This window comes from Globicatella sp. PHS-GS-PNBC-21-1553 (assembly GCF_033564055.1).
GTDB classification, from domain to species: domain Bacteria; phylum Bacillota; class Bacilli; order Lactobacillales; family Aerococcaceae; genus Globicatella; species Globicatella sulfidifaciens.
Map to the genome: position 1 here is coordinate 186,111 of NZ_CP085470.1, position 23,413 is coordinate 209,523.

The window sequence follows — 23,413 nt, forward strand, 5'->3', positions numbered from 1 at the left end:
TTTCCTTAGCTGACAGCTTGTAAATGAAAGGAGTTGACGATCTTGAGTGAACAAGAACTAAGTGCGAAAGAAATTCGTGATCGCATTGAACAAAAATTAACTTTACTGCCTGACCTGCCTGGTTGTTATCTAATGAAAGATAAAAATGACCAAATCATCTATGTCGGGAAAGCTAAAAATTTAAAAAATCGAGTTCGTTCTTATTTTAGAGGCGCTCATGATACGAAAACAACTAAATTAGTAGCCGATATTCACCACTTTGAGACTATCGTAACTAATAGTAATAAAGAAGCGCTACTACTTGAAATCAATCTGATTCAAAAGTATCAGCCTATTTATAATATTAAATTGAAAGAAGGGACGATGTATCCCTATCTCAAAATTACTAATGAGCGTCATCCGCAATTAATTCTAACCAATATTGTAGGTAAAGATGGTGCTACTTATTTTGGACCGTTTCCTAATGTGGGTGCGGCCACAAGCACTCAACAACTTTTACACAAGGTTTATCCCTTACGTCGCTGCGGTAAAAATGAAAAACGCGCTTGCTTCTATTATCATTTAGGACAATGTATTGGCCCTTGTGATCATGAAGTGTCCAGAGAAGAATACGCAGCCCAAATTAGTAAAATTAAACAGTTTTTTAATGGCAATGTGAATGATATTAAACAAGACTTAAAAGTTAAAATGGCTGAAGCAGCTGAAAAATTAGAATTTGAAGTGGCAGCAGATTACCGTGACCAATTAAAATATATTGAGACCACGATCGAACGTCAAACAGTGATGAGTCAAGACTATGATAATATGGATGTCTTTGGCTATACCTTAGATAAGGGATGGCTATCGGTTCAAGTTTTTATGTTAAGACAAGGTTCTATTTTAAAACGAGAAGCTGCAATTTTTCCAAGCTACGCTGAACCTGAAGAAGAAGTGACGACCTTCATCGCCCGCTTCTACAAAGAACAATCGCAAATGAAACCACGTGCAGTATTAGTTCCGAGTGACATTGACAAAGAATTACTGGAAGAAGTATTAGAACTGCCCGTTTCGACTCCTTTGCGAGGCAAAAAACGCAGTATGTTAGAGTTATGTGAGAAAAACAGTAAAATTGCCTTAGATGAAAAATTCCGTTTAATTGAAATGCGAGAATTAAAAACCACCAAAGCGGTTGAAGATTTAGCTCAATTATTAAAGATTCCACAAGCTTATAAAATTGAAGCCTTTGACCATTCGAATATTTTAGGAACCAATGCGGTGAGTGGTATGGTGGTTTATACCGATGGTAAACCCGACCGTAAACAATATCGTAAATACAAAATTAAAACCGTTGAAGGCAGCAATGAATTTGCTTCGACACAAGAAGTCATTCGCCGCCGTTACACCAGACTCTTAAAAGAAAATGCTCCCCTACCCGATTTAGTGTTAATGGATGGAGGAAAAATTCAAATTAGAGCTGCCCGTGACGTCATTGAAAACGAACTAGGCTTAGCGATTCCCGTTGCCGGCATGGTCAAAGATGACCATCATAAGACAGCAGCGATAATGGATGGCTACACGGAAGAAGTATTGGATGTTGATCCTAGAAGTCAAGTGTTTCATTTTATTCAGCGCGTTCAAGAAGAAGTTCACCGCTACGCCATTAGTTATCATCGACAAGTTCGTAGTAAAAGCCAAATCGCTTCTCAACTACAACAAATTGAAGGTGTCGGTCCTGCGACCCGCACTAAACTTTTAAAACATTTTAAATCACTAGATAAAGTTAAACTAGCGAGTGTAGAAGAAATTCGTTCATTAGGGATTCCTAGTAAAACAGCCGAACGCATTGTCTTAACGTTAAATCCAGATGAAGCCAATAAAGCTGTTAAAGTCAACGAAACGATTGAAACCAAAGAAGCGATTGAAGCTGCTACAGTCAACGAAGCGATTGAAACTAAAGAAGCGAACGATAAGGCGACTAAGTAAAGGTTTCAAAATTGGGAGTCGATCAAAATTGGGAGTGGACTAGAAGTAGAAAATTGAATGATTTTCTACTTCTAGTCCACTCAACCACTGCGCTTTTAATTAACGAATAATAACCTGACTAAATTTATCAAGTTTACACCCAGCCTCAATTAATTATCTGGAAACTCAGATTAAATAACATTTTGGCGATGACGAAATTGTAAATTTGCAATTACGAAAGTAAAAAAAATAGAAATAAATGATAAGGAGAAAAACTAGTATTTACCAAAAATACTTGATATAATAACACCAAATTTAAGGAATGAGGGATATAATTGTTATATTTTCAAAGTGATTATATATTAGGAGCACATCCAACAGTATTAGAGGCATTAGTCAAAACTAATCTCGAACCATTAGCTGGATATGGGACAGATCCCTACACTGAATCAGCTAGCAATAAAATTAGACAAGCCTGCCAATTAGAAGATGCGGAAGTTTATTTATTAACAGGCGGGACTCAAACTAATAAAATTGTGATTGATACGATGTTAATGCCTTATGAAGGGGTAATTGCCGCCGATACCGGTCATATTGCCGTGCATGAAGCCGGAGCCATTGAACATTCTGGACATAAAGTCTTAACTGTCCCTCAATATGAAGGAAAATTAAACGCGCAAGACGTTCGCCAATTAATTGAATTTTTCTATGCTGATAGTAATCAAGAACACATGGTTTACCCTGGAATGCTATATATTTCACATCCAACGGAATACGGTACTTTATATTCAAAAGCAGAATTAGAAGAACTATCTGCTCTCTGTAAAGAATTTGACATTCCTCTATTTGTCGATGGAGCTCGTTTGGCTTATGGTTTAGCTTCAAATGATACTGACGTTGACTTGGCAACTCTCGCAAAATTAGTCGATGTCTTTTATATCGGTGGTACCAAAGTCGGCGCTTTAGCCGGTGAAGCCGTTGTTTTCACAAAAAACAATATGCCAAAACGTTTCAACACTCGCGTTAAACAATATGGTGCTATGCTTGCTAAAGGTCGTTTGCTAAGTGTTCAGTTTGATGCACTCTTTACGAATGATTTATACTTCAAATTAGGAGAACATGCGATCGATATGGCGGAGCAATTAAAAGTTGTTTTACGGGAAAAAAATTATCCATTTTACTTAGCTTCCCCAACTAATCAACAATTCGTTGTTGTTACTAAAGATCATTATCAAAAAATTGCTGAAATTGTAACGACTGGTTTTTGGGAAACCCTTGATGAAAATCATATCGTCATTCGATTTGCTACTAGTTGGTCAACGACTCAAGAGGATATTGATCAATTAAAAGAACATTTACCTCATTACGAACTATAATACAAAATAAAAAATACTGCCCTATTCGTTCAACAGCTTAATGAGCTAATTGAATCATCATAGGCCAGTATTTTTTATTTCACCAAATAGCAATGTACATTTAAGTTAAGCTAAATCTTAACTCTCATATGTAAAAACCGACAGCCCATGGGAAGAGAGCTGTCGGTAAATGTTATGTGTATCTCAAGTGACAATTAATTGTTATGGGAGAGAGATGAGGATGTCACTTGATATTATTAATATAGCCCCTCAACTTAAAATGTAGTTAAAACTTTCGCCCTTAATGACGTAAATATCTCTCTAAAAATTGTTTAGTTCTTTCTTCTTTTGGATTGGTGAATAATTCTTCTGGATGAGCGACTTCGGCAATCACGCCAGAGTCCATAAAGACGACTCGGTCACTCACTTCACGAGCGAATTCCATCTCATGGGTAACGATAATCATCGTTAAGCCAGTATGAGCTAATTCTTGCATCACTCGCAAAACTTCGCCTACCATCTCGGGGTCTAATGCCGATGTCGGTTCATCAAATAATAAGACATCAGGTTGCATCGTTAATGCTCTAGCAATCGCTACCCTTTGTTTTTGACCACCAGACAATTGACTTGGACGCGCATTGATAAAACTATCCATCCCTACTTGTTTTAAAAACTCTTTGGCACGTTTTTCTACCTCAGCAGGATGCTCCTTCAATACTTTTAAAGGTCCTACCGTACAGTTTTCTAATACATTTAAGTTATTAAATAAGTTAAATGATTGAAAAACCATTCCGAAGTGCGTACGGTACGCGTTCACATCATATTTCGGTCCTAAAACATTTTCATCACGATAAATGATTTCGCCACCACTTGGTTCTTCCAGTAAATTTAAACAGCGTAATAAAGTCGACTTACCAGAACCAGATGAACCAATGATGGTCACTACTTCCCCTTTTTCAACTTCAAAATGGATGTCTTTTAAGACTTCACGTTCACCAAAGGATTTACTTAAATGATTCACTTTTAAAATTGCTGTCATTTGCTATTCTCCTTTTAATGTTTTGACTTGCTCTTGGTTACCACCAACTAAGACAAACTCTTTTGGCCCATCCATTTTATTTTCAATCGCACGCAAAATGGCCGTGATGGTGACTGTTAAGACAAAATAAATGATGGCCGTAATGACGAATGTTTCGAAATACCGAAAACTATTACCAGCAATGGTACTTGAAGTAAAATACAATTCATTGACTGAAATAACGTTCAAGACTGAAGTATCCTTAACGTTAATCACAAATTCATTCCCTACTGACGGTAAAATATTACGAATTACTTGTGGCATGACGACTTCCTTCATTGTTTGCCAATGGCTCATCCCAATCGCTCGTGCGGCTTCAAATTGTCCTTTATCAATCGATAAAATACCACCACGTACGACTTCAGAAATATAAGCCCCCGTATTGATCGAGACAATAAAGAAGGCAGCACTCAATGGTGTTAAATTCCAATTCCATAAAATAGATGTTCCGTAGTAGACAACCATCGCTTGAACAATCATTGGCGTTCCACGGAAAATACTAATATAAGCATTTAAGAACCAATTAGCAAATTTTAATAGACCATCTTGTAATTTTGTTTTAGCTTTAGGAATCGTACGCACAATCCCGACTAACAATCCAATTAATAAACCTATAATAGTACCTGTTAAAGAAATAACCAACGTATTAATGGTACCACGTAAATATGCTGGCCAGTTCGCTTTAAAGATATTCCAAACATTACCAAAAAAGTCAGATTCACCAGTGGATGGTTGTTCTTTAATCGCTTGGTTCATAATTTCTGCACGTTCTTCTGTGGAAATATCAGCTAAGACTTCATTAACTTGTGTTAATAATTCTTCCCGACCCTTTTTAACCCCAATGCCAATTTGCACATCTTCTGCTGAAACTTCAAATGAAGGTTCTGGCACTACATAAGTAAATTGGGAAATAGCATCCGTGGCTGAAATAGCCTCAGGTATTTCAGATACATAGGCATCAATTTTTCCAGATTGTAAAGCTACTCGCATCGCAGAGAAACTCTTCATCGCTTGATCAACCTTTGCATTCGGAATTTGATTTAATAAATCATAATGCAAAGTCCCTAATTGACCTGTCACCACAGCTCCACCAAAATCCTCGATTGATTTAGCTTGTGCATAAGGTGAATCTTTCTTGGTTACCATTGCGAATTGCACATCATAATAGGAGTCTGAGAAATCAATCACTTCTTTTCGATCAGGTGTAGGAGACATCCCAGCAATAATCAAATCAATTTTTTCAGATTGAATTGCTGGTAATAAACCTTCCCATTCTGTTTTAACGATAATTATTTCCCGGTCTAATGCTTCACCAATTTTACGAGCGATTTGTACATCATAACCATTGGCATAATCTTGGGAATCTTGAATACGAACTGCATCATTACTATTATTTGATTGGGTCCAGTTATATGGCGGATACCCTGCTTCCATCCCTACTAATAAAGGAGGTTTGGTGGAAGTCATTGTTTCTTCCTGACTACAAGCTACTAAAAATATCGATATTATTAACAATAAAATCGCTCTAAATTTCTTTAACATCTTTCTACCTCTTCTCTATTTACCTAAAGAATTATAACAAGCAGACTCTAAAAAATCAATTTAATATTAAGTCTTCTTAACAAAAAACTTATTAAATTTTAATCTCGTGCTGAGTCTATCGCGATATTATCTTGATTCATTTGATAAAACTCATATTTTACTTCTAAGAAACGGCTAAACTCAATTAAGAATGCATAGATCATCGCTCGTGCCTCAAATTCCGCTCTTGATTGAGGTAATTGTGATTGACGAGAATAACGATATAAATCGGCCACGCCTTCAATTAACTCTATTACTGTATTTTGCTCATCATAATGTTCTGCAGTAATCGCAAGTAAATGTGATAATTTAAACCCTTGGTCAACTGCTAAAGGAATATTTGGCAACATCTCAATTAATCCGCGTAAAATATCTAATTGCGTTTTACGCATTGTTAAATAATCAATATGATAACTATTTTTTTGGAAAATTTGATTATTATATTCAAGTAAAGCTAATTGTTGGGCTTGTTCCAAACAACCTTCTAATTCTTTACTTCTTCTTTGAATGGCTGTAACGTCACATTGAACCATTTTTAAACTGACTGCCATCCCTTTAATAATCTCCTTCATTTCATGATCAACATTCAGTTTCATTTGATTTAACTTCGTCATCTGTGACGGCATCCATACATTGAGTAATAATGACATCCCGGTGCCAATGATCATTAACAGCCCGCCATTAATCATCCATTCAATCCCCACACTTTTGGCAACGATAAAATGTGTCACTAACACCGATACCGGTGCAATCCCTGCTTGAAAACCAAAGGTGTAACAAATTGGAATAAAAAATAGTAAATATAGACCAAATACCCAGATACTATAGCCCATAAAACTAAATAATAACCATGCAATTGCGAAAGCAATCATTGTCGCTGAAAGTCGCGAAATCGCAATCTTTAACGTATCGGTTCGTGTATCTAATAAACTCAGTATCGCAATAATGCCAGCAGCATAACTATTTTCCAATTGTAACCATTGGGCAAGAATAACGGCCAAAATCGTTGCAACGACAATCTTTAACGTACGTTCCCCTAATTTCATATTTTCGACTCCCCTAAAATAGATAATCATAGTATAACAAATTTTCATGATTACTTTTTGATTTTTATGAAAATATGTTAAATAATTACGAAAACCTCCATCATTGGCTAAAATCTGACGGAGGTTATATTTCTTTATATATACTGACAAAATTGTGTCGGACAATTGGGCAAAACGATAGCATTAGATGGCTTTCATTAAATCGAGATGATCTTTACGTTTTAAGTAAGTGTACATCAAAGGAACAGCTGAACCAATCCAAGCTAGTGGGCTAGATAATGCTAAACCTGTAAAACCTATTAAATCTCCTAACATAAAGGCAGCAGCGACCCGCATTATTAACTCCATAAAGCCAGCAAATGTCGGGATTCTACTATCTCCCAATCCTTGTAAAGTATAGCGGTAAATAAACAGTAAACTTAAGACCCAATATAAAGGACCATTCACTTTAAAGTAAGTATCACCATAAGCGATTATTTGTGAAAGATCATCACCTTTAACAAAGAACGCAACAAAATCTTTTCCGAACACAAACAATACTGCCCCTAAAATAATCGCCACGATGACAGATAATATCGCTACTGAGCGCACACCATCACGAATCCGGTCAAATTTTTTCGCACCAAAGTTTTGTCCTACATAAGTGGCCATCGAAACGCCAAATGACATTAAAATTAAAATCACGACTTGGTCAATCTTACCCGCTGCCGCAAAACTTGCTACTGCCTCAGCACCTAATATATTTAAGGCCATTGAAACAGCAATGGTTCCTAAAGCGATAATTGATGACTGAAAGGCCATTGGTAAAGCAATTTGAACATGATACCATAATTCTTCCTTCTTAATCCCAACATTGACTCGTAAACGAAGAATGGGCATGCTACGTTGAATCGCCCATAAACATAATAATACCGAGACGAATTGAGAGGTTACCGTCGCAATCGCGGTTCCTCCTACCCCTAAACCAAAGTAAATGATAAAGACATAGTCCAGAATAATATTAATAATTGCAGCAACAATTAAAAAGTACAAAGGCGTGCGACTATTTCCTAAGGAACGCATCATATTATTTAGCATATTGTAGAAGACAGTAATAATCATAAAGCCAAAGACAATCACTAAATAATCATAAGTATGTTCAATAATATTACTTGGTGTATTCATAAATTCCAATAAGGGTCTTAAAACAACTAAACTGATGATCGTTAAAACTGCTGATACCAAGACCGACAGCACCCAATTCAAGAACACACTGCGTTGCAATTTATGATAGTCTCTAGCACCATACGCTTGCGCAACCGGAATGGACAACCCCGCTGCAAACCCTTGGGTAAATCCTAAAATAAGAAATGACACACTACCCGCTGCTCCTATTCCAGCCAGTGCTTCAACTCCCATAGTTCGACCAACGATAAAAGTATCGGCCATATTATATAATAACTGAAAGACATTCCCAATAATTAGTGGAATAGAAAATAAAATAACTTTTGAAAGTGGATTGCCACTGGTCATATCATTTTTCATTTGTTTACCCCTTTCTCTTTTCAACTCTGTGTAGTATACCGATGTTTTAATTTAATTACAATGGAATATTGCAAATTGTTTCAAGGAAAATTTTGTGTTTTCAACTAGTTAAAGCTAAAGCGATTATCATTTCATTAACTATTATCATTTAAAATGCGCCTTATTAGACCGTTACAAACGACCTAAAAAGGCGCAATAAATTGTATATTGTGACTGGCCAAACACTTTATAAATTCAATCAAGTATTATTCATTAACGATAAGCGCAGTGGTTAAGTGCTATCAAACTCCGTCTCAAAGAAATAAGGCATTAAGGCCGGGCATAAACTTGATAAACTTAGTTAAGATTATTGTTCGTTAATTAATAGCGCAGTGGTTGAGTCATAACCCTTTGCATTTTGTAACCATTTTATTACCCATCACCTGTGTGGTCATGCGCAGACGAAACGAAAATCATTCAATTTTCTACTTCTGGTCTACTACCAACTGTGCGCTGGGGAACAGGCAAATCAAAATCTTCTCATTTTCTATTGCTTGCCCATGCCCAACTGTGCGCGGAGTCAACAGACAAAGCGAAAATTCCTGAGTTATTCTACTGCTTGCCCATACCAGCATTATTTATTTTTTAAGATACCCGTTAAACCACGTGATATTGCTCGTCCTAATTCACGACCAACTGAACTCATTAAATTTTTGGTTAAACGATCCATTGGTGAATCACTACGACGATAACTACTATTAGGTTTAGCAGCCTGTTTTTTAGCAGCTTGAGCTTGTTCTTTCATCAAACGTTCTTGTTCTTTTTTCAAACGTTCCATTTCTTTTTCATTGGCTACCCGTTCTGCTTCAGCTAATAAAGCTTGTTCTTTGGCTGCTATTTGAGCATTAATCATTTCATGGGCACTTTCGCGATCAATCGGAGTTTCATATTTAGACATTAATTCTGAATTATTCAATAACCTATTTAATGTCGAACTATCGATTGTCCCTAAATGACTTTTAGGTGGCCAAATCGTCACGATATCCGCTACTTTAGGTGTACCATCTTGATCTAAAGTTGAGACAACTGCTTGACCCACTTTTAGCTCTTGGATTGCACGAGCCATATCGGCCGTATCTGTTTGACGGAAACTATCAGCAACAGCTGATACTGTTTTTAACTCTTTTGGCGTAAATGCTCGTAGCCCATGTTGAATTCTATTGCCTAATTGAGCAGCCACTCGATCTGGGATATCCAATGGATTTTGGGTGACAAAAAAGACCGCTACCCCTTTTGAACGGATTAATCGAACTACTAACTCTATTTTTTCTAATAAAACTTCCGGTGTCTTATTAAACATTAAATGCGCTTCATCAAAGAAAAAGACTAATTTAGGTTTATCTACATCACCAACTTCTGGTAATGATTCATAAAGATTTGCTAAAACTGCTAATAAAACCGTCGCATATAAAGTAGGCTGTTGGCTCAATGCTACAGCATTTAACACATTAATAATCCCGTGTCCTTGACTATCTACGCGCATTAAATCTTCCAATTCTAATGCTGGCTCACCAAAAAAGCTCCTGCTCCTTGTTGTTCCAATACCACAATGGAACGTAAAATAGCCCCTACTGACGAAGAAGCGATATTACCATAGTGTTTACTTAATTCACTCGCGTTCTCCAAAACATAGTTTAACATTGCCCGTAAGTCCATCAAGTCAATTAATAATAAACCTTGCGCATCCGAAACGGCAAAAACAATATTCAGTATACCTGTTTGAATCTCATTCAAACCTAAAATACGCGCTAATAAAACCGGTCCTATTTCAGAGATAGTCATCCGTAATGGTATCCCCTGTTTTGATAGAGCATCCCATAATTCCACACGATACTCAGCCGTTTCATAATGATCGTAATGAGTAGCGGCTAACCGTTCAGGATCAACCTCACCATTACCCGCTTGGGCAAGGCTCATTAAATCTCCTTTGATATCAGCTAAAAAGATTGGTATACCTGCTTCACTTAATTGCTCAGTAATAACCTTTAACGTAACCGTTTTTCCAGTACCCGTTGCACCCGCAATAATACCATGACGATTTAATAATTTTAAGTTAAGTGTAGCTGGTTCTTTACCGTAACCAAATTGAATTGTCTCCACCATTGTGCGCACGCTCCTTCAAGTATGATAAATATATCGTACCATAATTAATGCAAATTAAATATACTAAAATCTTGTCTACTAGAAAAATATTCAGCTAGTCATAATAAAAACCTTTCGCCGATGTAGTGAGTTAAAAAGTTAGCTTAAAACCCAACTTTTGTCGTTTCACCTCACTCTATTTTAGGCAAAAGGTTTAATTAATTATGATTTTATAACATTCTGACTTTCTTTAAGCGCCATTTCCAAGGTTGTTTTATCGAAATCAAATTTATCATAGGCCGCTGCGATAATATTGTAATATTCTTCAGAAGGTAACCCTAAGCCATATTGATCGACCATGTAATAATACATGACCACTTGACCATTTAATTCAATTTCAGCCTTTTCATAAAAATTTGGATAATCTTCGTATCGGTCTAAACTCACTTCATCAGACTGTGAAATTTCCCATAATAAAACGGGAACTTGGCGCGTATCATCTTTTTGAATTGTAGCATAGGAACGATTAGACGCCCCTGTAAAAGCTAAGCGAAATCCAGGTAACATCGTTACCTCTAACAATTTTGCCTCAGGACAACGATGAGCCATTTGTTCCACACTCATATTACTACCATATGCTAAATAAATTTTACTCATCATACACTCCTTCATAAAATGCTGTGCCTACCCTAACAAAAGTAGCGCCTTCTTCGACTGCAATCTCATAATCTTGAGACATTCCCATACTTAATTCCGTACACGGTGCATGTAACCATCCCATTTTTTCGACTTGAGTTTGTAATTGTTTTAATTCACTAAAATACTGACGTAATGCCGCTTCAGTGGCATTAATCGGTGCCATCGTCATTAACCCTACGACACGGATATGATGATAATCGGCAATGCTCTCAATCCAATCAACTACTTCTTCAGGTTTAAAGCCACTTTTAGAAGCTTCCCCACTAACGTTTACTTGTACGAAGCAATTGACGACAGATTGCGCACGTTTTTCAATTTCTTTGGCTAATGAAGGACGGTCTAAAGAATGTAAATAATCGATCTCGTTAATGACATCCTTAACCTGTCTTGTCTGTAAATTACCAATATAATGCCATACCGCCTTATCTAAATGTGTTAATTGACGATATTTTTCCACAAAAACATTCGGACGATTCTCACCAAAATGACGAATCCCATTTTCATATAAAGCTTCTATCATTTCAGTCCCTACTGTTTTTGTAACCGCCACTAATGTTGCCACTTGACCTAAATTTTTATGACTATTAATGACGCGTTCAATCATATGCTGATTTTGCCTTAATTGTTCCAAATTCATCTAGTTCCCATCCTATCACTATTAAGTAAAAATTTAGTTCGTTTATTCTATCACTTATCACAGTATACCATACTATTCATTCTAATTAATGTGTAAAACGTTTTCTAAATAAAGCAATTTAAGTTATAATAGATTTAGTAAAACTTATTGGAAGGAAGGATTCTATGACTCAGACAGTTTATACAAATTATTGGGTTAATCGCCGTGATAAATTAAAAAAGAACACGGCAGTTATCCAACTGAAGAACAAGCGATTAAAGGCATTGAAACTTGGTGGGAAATCCATAAAGAAAAGTACAAAGATGTCAAACATGTCCGTACCAATACTGGCGCTTTAGAAATTTATTATGGTGATGATAACTATTATTATCGTATTGAACAACGCCAAATATCAGGTAGTCTGCCATCGCTTAAGTATAAACTAAAAACTGATGGCGAAATCAATTCACTTCGCAAACAAAATAACTTACGAGACGATTTATATTTATTCGATGAATTAGCTGAACCCTATCGTGATCGACTGATTGTCACGATGGCTGATGCCCAAAAAGTACGCGACTTCGTTTACACTGAAAATGGTGCACCGATTATTAAATTAACTGAAATCAAACAAATGCCACGCTAATCTTGTCACTAGCTAAAAAAACTCCAAGGTATAATGTTAATCCAATAAAGCCTCCTTCACTCTCTTTTGAGAATGAGGGAGGCTTTCATAATAGTAAAATAAAATATTTAGTTAGTTTCATCTTAATACCTCCGGAATAAAGTCACAGAACAGTAAATCACTGTCAACTAATATACATTAAAATAATACGACATACCCGTAGGCGGAATATTGAACACCTTGGCTTGTGCCCAATTTCCGGCGTAGGCTTCATCATAATTTGAACCTTTAGTTGGATGGGTTACAGTAGAACTATGATATCGTGTTGGATGTAGATAATCAGAATACCCACAATTCAATGTATGACAGACACCATAATTCCAAGTACCACCATCAACGTACTGAGTAGCAGCATAAACTATCATCGGAGAGGCTAACAATAAAACGGAAAAATAAATTCCCATTCGTTTTACCAATTTTACCATTTTTTATCCTTGCTCCCATATTATCACTAATTAAATATTACTGTTCAGTTAACTTAGAAGTATTATACCACCGAGTTGTTTTTTGCAAACGCTTTATTAATGGTAATTTTATTTTTATTTATCGAAGTAAATATTGTTTTATTGTTTTGTATTTTAATTTAAATATCCTCATTCACTAGATTTATAGTTTCTTCGTAAAAATCCCACCTCGACTTTTTAAGTCAAGATGGGATTTGATACTAATTATTCAAAAGATGATTATTCAACGGTAACTGATTTTGCTAAGTTACGTGGTTTGTCAACATCTAAGCCTCTATGCAAAGCTGTATAGTAAGCTAATAATTGTGTAACTACCACAACACCTAAAGGTGCTAATAATGTTGGCATATTTGGTAAAATAAAGAAGTCATCTTCGTTGGCTACTTCTTCAGTACTAATGACAATTGCTTTAGCTCCACGCGCTTTAACTTCTTCCACGTTACCACGTGTATGAGCCGCCACAGCTGGATTACTAATTAAAGCAATGACAGGTACCCCTTCTTCAATTAAAGCGATGGTACCATGTTTTAATTCTCCTGAAGCGAAAGCTTCTGTTTGGATGTATGAAATCTCTTTTAATTTCAATGCAGCTTCCATCGAAACATAGAAATCGGATAAACGTCCGATATAGAAAGCATTGCGGTTTTCAATTAAATTATTTTGAACCCACTCTTCTAACATCGATTTTTCTGATAAGACACCTTCCATAATCGCTGCAATTTTACTTAATTCTTGATGCATATCAAATAAAGCAGGTAAATTACGTTCTACACGCATCGCTTCTGCAATAATAGACATCACCGCAATTTGGGCAGTATAAGCTTTAGTTGAAGCCACCGCAATTTCTGGTCCAGCGTATAATAACATGGTATAAGTTGCTTCACGTGATAGAGTAGAACCTTTAACATTAGTAATCGTTAATGAATGATAACCTAGTTCATTGACTTTAACTAAGGCTTGACGACTATCAGCCGTTTCACCACTTTGCGTTAAGAAAATGAAGAATGGTTTGTCACCTAATAATGGAATATCATAACTAAATTCACTTGCTAAATGAACTTCAACTGGTGTTTTCGTTAATTTTTCAATTAAGGATTTACCAACCCAACCCGCATTGTAACTTGTACCACATGCCACAATATGAATACGGTCCGCATTTAATAAATCGGCTTTTAATTCAGGGTCAATTTCAAATTGTTCTTCTACATTTGTATACTCAGAAATTAAACGACGAATAACAGTTGGCTGCTCATCGATTTCTTTAATCATATAGAAAGGATAAGTACCTTTTTCTAAATCATCCGCATCTAATTCTGCAATAAATGGTTGACGATCAACCACTTCACCAGAATATTTTTCGATTTGCACATGATTTTCAGTTAAAGTCACTAATTCTTTATCATGGATTTCTAAATACTGGTTAGTCATTTGAATCGCAGCCATCGCGTCAGAACAGATTAAGTTAAATCCTTCTCCTAATCCGACTAATAATGGACTTTTATTTTTTGCTGCATATAAAGTATCAGGATCTTCATTATCAATTAAACTGAACGCATAAGAACCTTCAATAACTGATAAAGCTTTTAAGAGAGCTGTTTTAGTGTTCATACCTTCATTTGAGAAATGTTCAACTAAAGCTACCGCTACTTCTGTATCAGTATCTGAATAAAAATTAACATCAGCTAAATATTGTTCTTTGATTTGAGTATAGTTTTCAATTACACCGTTATGAACTAAAACAAAACGTCCATTTGGTGAAGTATGAGGATGGGCATTTTCCACTGTTGCAGGACCATGAGTAGCCCAACGTGTATGACCAATCCCAATTGAAGCCGGCAAATCAAAATCAACAGTTGCTTTTAAATCTGCAATACGACCTACCTCTTTAAATAAACCATTATGAGTTTCATCTTTTACATAAATACCAGCTGAATCATAACCACGGTATTCTAATTTTTCTAACCCATTAATCAAAAATTCTTGTACTTTACCATTACCAACAAAACCTACTACACCACACATATAAATATCTCCTTTTTATATCAATTTATATTGCTTTTAGGTGTTGTGTTTCTTTTTGTGAGAACCTTTCGATTATTCTTTGTAGAAACACTGTAGACTACACAGCCTTGAACCATCCGCCGAATCTTTCGATAAGTTCAATCCTCGTCACCTTTTCAGGCCTGGCGCTATCCAATATTATTTTTATCCTCCTACAAGTTATTTTCTAAAAGCTTTTTTATTTTACCCTTATTTTTATGAAAATGTCAAGAACTCGCGTCCTAATTCACAAGGTTTGTATGATGATTTTCATATTTGACTGCAAGATAGAATAAAAGGCCTAAAAGTTAAGCCCTTTATTTGCTTAAATTTCGTCTATATAAAATTATAATAAGATTACCCAATTTATCGCACGAAACATTCCTCAGTTTCAAACCAATGCAACAATCTAATCAGCTACTGCCAAGTATTTAATCACCAAAATAGAAACTCTTCAAATCAGCTATCTCTACTCACTCCGTCATACCTTTCCCGAAGGTGAAAGGCATTAGCAGAAATTTTTCGTGAGGAAAATTTCAACCTCTTAAAAATCTCTCTTTCTCTTTTTTTATGAATGATAAATGTTAGTTTATTATCATTAGTAATGGTCAGGATGTATTTTCGCATGAGCGCTGTTGAACTTTAGTTCTTACAGCGCCTCAGAAAATCAAGTCTGTAGGTTCTTCGAAGAAAACCGAAAGACGGTCCCATTACTCTTCAATGATAATAAACTAACAAAAAATATTTCATTGCTCTTTAATAACAATCCACTAACGAAGGAGGAAATTCAGACATTACTCTTCAATGATAATAAACTAACAAAAAATCATTCTTAGCCATTTCTCATCAATCAAAAAACTCCCCACTCATAAAGTGAGGAAGTTCTTGCAATAAAACTATCTTGGTTCCATTTTAATCTCTAAATACAAATCATTAAAATGAATTAAACTTTCTTGTCCTAAATTAGCATAGACTTCTAAATGGCTGATTGTATCATCACTTGGATAGAAAGCTTCATCCGATGTGATTTCTGGATCTAACAAATCAAACGCAGCCTTATTCGGAGTTGAATAACCAATATACTCTGCATTACGAGCCGCAATCTCTGGACGGTTTAAAAAGTCAATTAAAGCATGTGCTCCTTCTACATTTTTAGCATTTTTAGGAATCACAATATTATCGAACCAAATATTAGAACCTTCTTCCGGAACGACATATACAAGATCTTCATTTTCCTCCATCGCCATCGCCGCTTCACCTGAGAACGTCACACCAATTGGCGCTTCATCTTGCACTAAATGCATTTTAATTTCATCAGCCGCTAAAGCAATCACATTCGGCATTAAAGCTTTCATCTTTGCAGTCGCCACAGTTAACGCCGTCTCATCGGTATCATTTAGTGAAAAACCAAGCGATTGTAACCCAATGCCTAGCACTTCACGAGCCCCATCAATTAATAAAATTTTATTTCTTAAATCATCAGCCCATAAATCATCCCAATGATGAATCTCGCGCCCCACTTTATTAGGATCATAAACTATTCCTAAAGTACCCCAGAAATACGGCACTGAATATTTATTATCCGGATCGAATGATAAATCCATAAAACGACTATCAATATTCTTAATATTAGGCAATAAATCATAATTTAAAGGTTGTAACATATCATTTTCCATTAACTGTTCAATCATATATTCACTTGGCACCAGAATATCATAAGTAGTACCACCTTGTTGAACTTTAGAAAACATCGCCTCATTAGAGTCGAAAGTCTCATAAATAATACGATAACCCGTTTCCTCTTCAAATTCAGAAATCAATGCTGGATCAATATAATCTCCCCAGTTATAAAAGACAATGGTATTACCACCCGTCATACCACTACTTGCTTCTAAACGGTGACGAAGGAAAAATAACACGCCAACTGCTAATAATAGGGCTATCACTGCATTAAGTAATTTTTTCATCTACTTCGCCCCTTTCGCTTTACGACGTTTTTGTTCACTCATTTGGATGAAATAATAACCCACCACTAATGCCAACGCTAATAAGAACATCAAGGCACTTAAAGCATTAATCTCTAAACTAATACCTGTACGTGCTCTAGAATACACTTCAACCGATAAGGTACTAAAGCCATTACCCGTTAAGAAGAAGGTCACGGCAAAATCATCTAGTGAATAGGTAAAAGCCATAAAGAACCCGGCAAATATACCACTACTAATACTTGGTAATATAATATGACGCACGGTTTGACCATGAGTAGCACCTAAGTCTTGAGCAGCCGTAAGCATTGAAGGATTCATCTCATATAAACGTGGTAACACCATTAATACCACAATTGGAATATTAAATGCAATATGTGCAATTAATACTGTTCCAAAGCCCATTTGCACAGGAATTAAAATAGAGAATAAAATTAAAAAGCTAGCCCCCATCATAACATCAGGTGTTACCATTAACACATTATTCAAATTCAAAATCGTATTACGTTGCTTTTTACTACGATTAAAGTAGATAGCAATCGCACCAAAAGTCCCAATAATGGTAGCAATTAAGGCAGAAAGTATCGCCACAATAAAGGTATTAATAATAAAAGTCATCAATCTTGTATCTTGAAATAATGTCTGATAGTGCTCTAAGGTAAAGCCGGTAAAGCCCGTCATATCGCCACCTTCATTAAAAGAATACATAATTAAATAAAAGATTGGCGCATATAAAATAAGAAACATTACGACGATATATAAATTTTGCCATTTAAAACGACGATTACTCACCCAAAGCACCTCCTTGATCACGGCGCTCACGTGTTACATACATTACCAAGACCATTGAAATTAACAAGATAACCCCAATAGCCGAACCCATGCCCCAATTTTGAGTCACTAAGAAATGTTGTTCAACCGCCGTCCCTAATGTAATAACCCGATTGCCTCCAATTAAACGTGTTAACATGAAAAGCGACAACGATGGAATAAAGACTGCTTGTACCCCACTACGAACGCCACGCATAGATAAAGGGAATACCACACGTTTTAAAGTCTCCCAAGGTGTCGCTCCTAAGTCATTACTCGCTTCCATTAATGAATTAGGAATTTCATCAATCGAGTTAAAAATCGGTAACATCATAAACGGTAATTCGATATAGGCAGCAACAATTAAAAAGGCCACATTAGTGAATAGTAATTGTTGACGACCAAAACCAAAATTCTGTAACCAATGATTAATCGGTCCCGTTTGACCTAATAAACCAATAAAAGCATACGTTTTAAGTAATAAATTAATCCAAGTCGGCAAAATAATTAACAATAACCACAATTGTTTGTTTTTAGTTTTGGTTAAAAAATATGCCATTGGATACGCCATTAAAAAGGTTACCAAGGTCACTAAAAACGCATAGAAGAAAGAGGACAAAGCCATGCGAATATAGTTACCTGAGGTAAAGAAATTAATATAATTTTGAAAAGTGAAATGGCCATTAATATCAAAAAATGACTTGAACAGTAACAAAATAATCGGTGCGATGACAAAGAGTAGTATCCATAGATAATATGGAATTGCCAATAAATGATTCTTCTTTTGATTCATTTACTCCCTCCTAATCTTCATATTGTTCTAAACGGGCATCAAATTCTTCTTCTGTTTCATTAAAACGCATAACATGGATTTGATCTGGTTCGAAAAACAAGCCAATTACCGCTCCCGGTTCTACTTTCTTTGTTGTATGAATCATCCATTCATTCCCTGCGTCATCATAGGCAATAACTTCATTAAACATTCCTCTAAATAACATCGTATCAACATGGGCCACTAACTTTCCTTTTTCAGGAGCTACCACATCAATATCCTCAGGACGAATCACTACTTCAACTGCTTCACCACTTGGGATTCCGGCATCTTCACAGTCAAATTCTTTGCCAACAAACGCAACACGATAGTCTTCAATCATTCGAGCATTAATAATATTACTTTCACCAATAAAATCCGCTACATAACGGTTAATTGGCTCATCATAAATATCTGAAGGTGTGCCTGATTGTACGATTTCACCTTTATCCATTACAAAAATCCAATCAGACATAGCTAAAGCTTCTTCTTGATCATGAGTAACAAAAACAAACGTAATATTTAAACGTTGTTGTAATTCACGTAATTCATACTGCATATCGGTACGTAATTTTAAGTCTAAAGCAGAAAGAGGTTCATCTAATAATAATACCTCTGGTTCATTGACTAAGGCACGAGCAATCGCTACCCTTTGTCTTTGTCCTCCCGACATTTCTTGAATGTCACGATTTTCATATCCTTCTAATCGTACCATTTTTAACGCTTCTTTTACTTTCGTTTCAATGGTAGCTTTATCCATTTTTTTCATCGTGAGGCCGAATGCAATATTATCAAATACATTCATATGAGGGAACAGTGCGTAATCTTGGAAAACGGTATTTACTTTGCGTTTATTAGCTGGAATCTCAGTGACTTCCTTTCCCTCCAAATAAACCTTACCAGTAGTCGCTTCCGCAAAACCAGCAATGATTCGTAAAATCGTGGTCTTTCCACAACCCGAAGGACCTAATAGTGTATAGAACTTTCCTTTTTCTAGTTCCATATCAATTTGCTTCAAAACCTGTGTATCACCATAGGATTTTGTGACATTTTCAAGTATGACTGTATGATTTGTTTGCATTTCAACACTCCTTTATTTCAGCATTCAAAATGAATTATAGCATAATATTTTTCTTAGACAATATCTTTTCACAAAGTTATTTATTTGTTTTTAATCTTACTGATAAAATTGTAGCGCATTATTAAATTGCACGGCTGGGCATAAACTTGATAAATTTAGTTAAGTTTATTGTTCCTTAATTAATAACGCAGTGGTTGAGTGGTCTCAACTGTGCGCGGGGGGCCGACGAAGCGAAAATTATTCAATTTTCAACTTCTGGTCCACTCCCATTTTCTATAAAAAATAAAAGTTAACCAAGTAAAAACCTAGTTAACTTTTATCCTTTAATCTCTTTCATTTTGACATTCCGGACATATGCCAAACATTTCCATACTGACACTACTTACTTGATAGCCTGTTGCTTTTTCGGCATCACCGATAAATGGTGTTAAATCGCGGTATGGAAAATCTTCCACACGACCACATCTTTCACAAATGATATGAAAATGTTGATTGCCAATAAAATCATAACGGCTAGTAATTCCAGCAAATTTCATTTCTTTAACATAGCCATGCTCAACTAAGGTACTTAAATTATTATACACCGTAGCTAAAGACATGCCTGGATAGTTCGGTAATAAATCATCATAAATCTCTTCCACTGTTGGATGAGAATGACTTTCAACCATATAAGTTAGTATCGCGCGTCGAGGCTCCGTAATCCGAACATGTTTTTCTTTTAATTCTGCTAAAATTCGTTCAACGGTCTTACGCGCATCATCACTATGTGTTCTTGATAAATAGCTATGATGATCATTTGCATGATGAGTCATCTTTATGCGCCTCCTATTTTGTCTGTTTACTTTATTATAGCATTCTAACCCTTATCTATAAAGCTTTTTTGCCTACTTGTAATATTTTCGTTATTTTTACACTTTAGTTATTGGAAACAATAAATTGACTATTGTTTTTGATTGGATAATCGTTCCAATGAAGTATGAGTTAAACGATATCGTCGATGACAGACCTCTTGATTGAAAAGACGATCATGCGACACAACTATCAAACACCCCTCAAAATTCTGAAAGATTTGCCGAACCTCTCTTTGTGACAAAGGTGAAAAATTACGCGTCGGCTCATCCACAATCAATACATTCACTTGATCCAAATCCATCTTCAATAATAATAACTTAGCTTTTTGACCACCTGATAATTCACCAATCGTATGATGCATTTCATCATAAGTAAACCGAATACTACCTAAAAATGTGGTCACTAAAGTGATTTCATCTTTCTCGTCACTCCGTTTTAAAAATTCAATTGGCGTCTTATCATAAGGTAATACTTGACTATAATCTTGTGGCATATAACCGACTCTTAAATCGGTTCGCTTTATTAAATCTTGATAGATTTTTTCAACAAAGTTGTTTTCCCAATGCCATTAGCCCCGATAATACCAATTTTATCTTGTCCTTGAATCACTAATCCTAATTGCGAAATGTTACACTGCTGATTATTAAAGGATTGATCCTGATAATTAAGGACTATTTTCGAAGCTGATAACGGTTGGTGGCAACGAAGTTTAACTAAAATAGCTTCTTCTTTTACAGGTATTTCTTTAAATAATTCGGTCGACTTGTGTAGTCGTTCTTGTGTGGCTAAAACATTTTTCATCTTTTTAGCAATCAACCTACCTGCTGTTGCATCATGGGTATTGCGAACTTGATGCTCCACCGCTTGATGAATTTGATGTTGTCGTTGCATTTGCTTCTTATGCTCTTCTCGTTGCTTAGTAGCGATTTGCAAATCCTTATCAAATTGTCTATCTCTATTTTGAATAAAGGTATCATAATCAAGATTAACCAAAGTCGTTTTGGTCACTTTCTTATGATGTTGTGTCTCAAATAATATCAAGCGATTAGCGGTTTGTTTTAATAAAGTTTCATCATGTGAAATGAAAATAATTGTTTTTTCTGTATTTTTGATAAAATAGGTCAACCATTCAAGCGTTTCAAAATCCAAATCATTAGACGGTTCATCGAGCAAAATAAGTTGTGGATCACGTGCTAAAATTTTAATTAATTGCAGTTTTATTTTTTCTCCACCGGATAAACTACCTAACAACTGATGAGAATCAAAGCGATCGCTATCTATACCTAATTGAGAAGCATATTGATAAAGTAAATTAAAATCAATTTGCTCTAAGGTACTCATATCAAACAAATAATTATTAATACTGACATCATTTAAAGATTCAGGCATTGTTTGTGGTAAATAGCCCATTAAAATGGTTTTATTTATCAACTGACCTGTCACTTCTGTATAATCTTCAATCAGTCTCATATCGTAAATAGCCTTTAACAATGTTGACTTGCCATTGCCTTCTTCACCAATCAATGCCAACTTATCTCCCGGATTGATTGTCACCGTTAAATTGTCAATTAATACTCTAAAATCATAGCGATGCGTAATGGTAAATTTATTTAGTTGTAACATACAAATTCTCCTCTCAATTAACTGTCAATTACCAACTGAAAGACTAAGTAAGAAAAATTTGTACGCAAAAAGACACAATGATCCATCCAATAGTGCCTAAGTGCATACTAACCCCTGTCATTATTACAATCACAGTCTATTAGCTTACTTAGTTACTATTGAATCATCATTGTGTCGATCAACTCCTTAAATTATTACTAATAGTATAACATAAAGACTAATTAAAAAGCACTATTTTTTATATAAATCTTGCTTTTTCATCGTTGCTAACATATGGTTGACCACCGCATGATCATTAGCATCTCCTATTTGATTTTTAGCTACTTTTTTGCTATTTCCTTCGCTGAAGACGGTGCATAAGAATGAATAAAATATTCCAGCATCTCCACGTCATTAGAATCATTACCATAAACTGCTACTCGATCAGGATGCACATTAATTTTTTTCAATAAGGCTAAAATACCTTGACGTTTATTCACATTTTGAGCCGTAATCTCAAAGTGGACTTCATCATTATAGGCAAAACTAAAATAATTTTGATTGGCTTCTAAATATTCTACCAATCGTTCATGTTCCTCAGCTGAATTCGTAATACATTCTAATTTTAAAACACTTTTTGTTTTTAAAAATTCATCATCCACACCATAGTGGAACTGTCCTACTAAAAGATTTAATAAAGCACGTCCAAAATTTTTAAAGGTTGGGGTATTTTTAAACCCCTTTAAAAAATGCTTAAAACGATTATGCTTTACATAAGCATGTTGCGCTGTTAAAAATTCAAAACTAATTTCAGGAAACATATCTTGAATTTCAATTACTTTATTTGGTTCGATAGCGCTAGTATCAATTATTTTACCTTTATTATCGATTACTAGTGCTCCATTCATAGCAATAATATACTGCGTATGCTTTAAAAATCCTAAGCCAAAACGTTGGTGGTTACGCATATGACGACCAGTCGCAACCGCAAAGCGATAGCCACGTCGATCCGCTTCTTCAATCGCTTGATTAATGGTTTTATCAGCAATATGATATTTATTTAATAAAGTCCCATCTAAATCACTAATAAACATTCTAATCATTTGATAACCCCCTATTGAT

General features: G+C 35.4%; 18 protein-coding genes and 1 pseudogene. 2 read left to right on the forward strand and 17 right to left on the reverse strand.

Annotated features, from left to right (window positions below; genetic code table 11):
• Window positions 1–42 precede the first annotated feature (42 nt).
• Together uvrC and LB888_RS00980 are read left to right on the forward strand one after the other, a co-directional pair.
• Window positions 43–1,962: an excinuclease ABC subunit UvrC gene (gene uvrC / locus LB888_RS00975; RefSeq protein ID WP_318753247.1), complete on the forward strand. Its 1,920-nt coding sequence runs from the start codon at window positions 43–45 to the stop codon at window positions 1,960–1,962.
• A 314-nt stretch (window positions 1,963–2,276) separates the two neighbouring features.
• Window positions 2,277–3,317 carry a threonine aldolase family protein gene (locus tag LB888_RS00980; RefSeq protein WP_318753248.1) on the forward strand — a complete coding sequence of 347 codons (1,041 nt, stop codon included), beginning with the start codon at window positions 2,277–2,279 and terminating at the stop codon, window positions 3,315–3,317.
• Window positions 3,318–3,597: 280 nt separating this feature from the next.
• Here LB888_RS00980 and LB888_RS00985 read toward each other — a convergent pair whose 3' ends face one another.
• The 17 genes and pseudogenes from LB888_RS00985 to LB888_RS01065 form a co-directional block, all read right to left on the reverse strand.
• Window positions 3,598–4,335, reverse strand: coding sequence for an amino acid ABC transporter ATP-binding protein (locus tag LB888_RS00985; RefSeq protein ID WP_066126686.1), 738 nt, complete (start codon window positions 4,333–4,335; stop codon window positions 3,598–3,600).
• A gap of 3 nt (window positions 4,336–4,338) precedes the next feature.
• Window positions 4,339–5,916 carry an ABC transporter substrate-binding protein/permease gene (locus LB888_RS00990; protein ID WP_318753249.1) on the reverse strand — a complete coding sequence of 526 codons (1,578 nt, stop codon included), beginning with the start codon at window positions 5,914–5,916 and terminating at the stop codon, window positions 4,339–4,341.
• A 98-nt stretch (window positions 5,917–6,014) separates the two neighbouring features.
• Window positions 6,015–7,001: an aromatic acid exporter family protein gene (locus LB888_RS00995; protein ID WP_318753250.1), complete on the reverse strand. Its 987-nt coding sequence runs from the start codon at window positions 6,999–7,001 to the stop codon at window positions 6,015–6,017.
• Between the two features lie 183 nt (window positions 7,002–7,184).
• Window positions 7,185–8,525, reverse strand: a complete 1,341-nt coding sequence (locus LB888_RS01000) for an MATE family efflux transporter (RefSeq protein ID WP_078756498.1) — start codon at window positions 8,523–8,525, stop codon at window positions 7,185–7,187.
• Between the two features lie 613 nt (window positions 8,526–9,138).
• Window positions 9,139–10,667, reverse strand: a pseudogene (locus LB888_RS01005) (helicase HerA-like domain-containing protein).
• Between the two features lie 201 nt (window positions 10,668–10,868).
• Window positions 10,869–11,303, reverse strand: coding sequence for a gamma-glutamylcyclotransferase family protein (locus tag LB888_RS01010; RefSeq protein ID WP_318753251.1), 435 nt, complete (start codon window positions 11,301–11,303; stop codon window positions 10,869–10,871).
• Complete coding sequence (locus tag LB888_RS01015; protein WP_318753252.1) at window positions 11,296–11,982, reverse strand: YggS family pyridoxal phosphate-dependent enzyme; 687 nt, start codon at window positions 11,980–11,982, stop codon at window positions 11,296–11,298. Before LB888_RS01015 ends, LB888_RS01010 begins: the two co-directional genes overlap by 8 nt.
• A 792-nt stretch (window positions 11,983–12,774) precedes the next feature.
• The gene (locus tag LB888_RS01020; RefSeq protein WP_318753253.1) at window positions 12,775–13,071 is read right to left on the reverse strand and encodes a lactococcin 972 family bacteriocin; all 297 of its coding nucleotides are present in this window, start codon (window positions 13,069–13,071) and stop codon (window positions 12,775–12,777) included.
• A 258-nt stretch (window positions 13,072–13,329) separates the two neighbouring features.
• On the reverse strand, window positions 13,330–15,132 hold the full coding sequence (gene glmS, locus LB888_RS01025) for a glutamine--fructose-6-phosphate transaminase (isomerizing) (RefSeq protein WP_318753254.1): 1,803 nt from the start codon (window positions 15,130–15,132) through the stop codon (window positions 13,330–13,332).
• A gap of 914 nt (window positions 15,133–16,046) precedes the next feature.
• Complete coding sequence (locus tag LB888_RS01030) at window positions 16,047–17,117, reverse strand: ABC transporter substrate-binding protein (protein WP_318753255.1); 1,071 nt, start codon at window positions 17,115–17,117, stop codon at window positions 16,047–16,049.
• Entirely contained in the window at window positions 17,118–17,882 is a 765-nt protein-coding gene (locus LB888_RS01035) for an ABC transporter permease (protein WP_071409348.1), read from the reverse strand. It abuts the gene before it with no gap.
• Between the two features lie 37 nt (window positions 17,883–17,919).
• Window positions 17,920–18,738: an ABC transporter permease gene (locus tag LB888_RS01040; RefSeq protein WP_066126268.1), complete on the reverse strand. Its 819-nt coding sequence runs from the start codon at window positions 18,736–18,738 to the stop codon at window positions 17,920–17,922.
• A 10-nt stretch (window positions 18,739–18,748) separates the two neighbouring features.
• Window positions 18,749–19,837 carry an ABC transporter ATP-binding protein gene (locus tag LB888_RS01045; RefSeq protein ID WP_318753256.1) on the reverse strand — a complete coding sequence of 363 codons (1,089 nt, stop codon included), beginning with the start codon at window positions 19,835–19,837 and terminating at the stop codon, window positions 18,749–18,751.
• Window positions 19,838–20,160: 323 nt separating this feature from the next.
• Entirely contained in the window at window positions 20,161–20,649 is a 489-nt protein-coding gene (locus LB888_RS01050) for a Fur family transcriptional regulator (protein ID WP_318753257.1), read from the reverse strand.
• Window positions 20,650–20,777: 128 nt separating this feature from the next.
• Complete coding sequence (locus LB888_RS01055) at window positions 20,778–21,182, reverse strand: ATP-binding cassette domain-containing protein (protein ID WP_318753258.1); 405 nt, start codon at window positions 21,180–21,182, stop codon at window positions 20,778–20,780.
• A gap of 29 nt (window positions 21,183–21,211) precedes the next feature.
• A complete protein-coding gene (locus tag LB888_RS01060) occupies window positions 21,212–22,312 on the reverse strand; it encodes an ATP-binding cassette domain-containing protein (RefSeq protein WP_318753259.1) in 1,101 nt (366 codons plus the stop codon).
• A gap of 320 nt (window positions 22,313–22,632) precedes the next feature.
• The gene (locus LB888_RS01065) at window positions 22,633–23,394 is read right to left on the reverse strand and encodes an HAD-IIB family hydrolase (protein WP_318753260.1); all 762 of its coding nucleotides are present in this window, start codon (window positions 23,392–23,394) and stop codon (window positions 22,633–22,635) included.
• Between the last annotated feature and the right edge of the window lie 19 nt (window positions 23,395–23,413).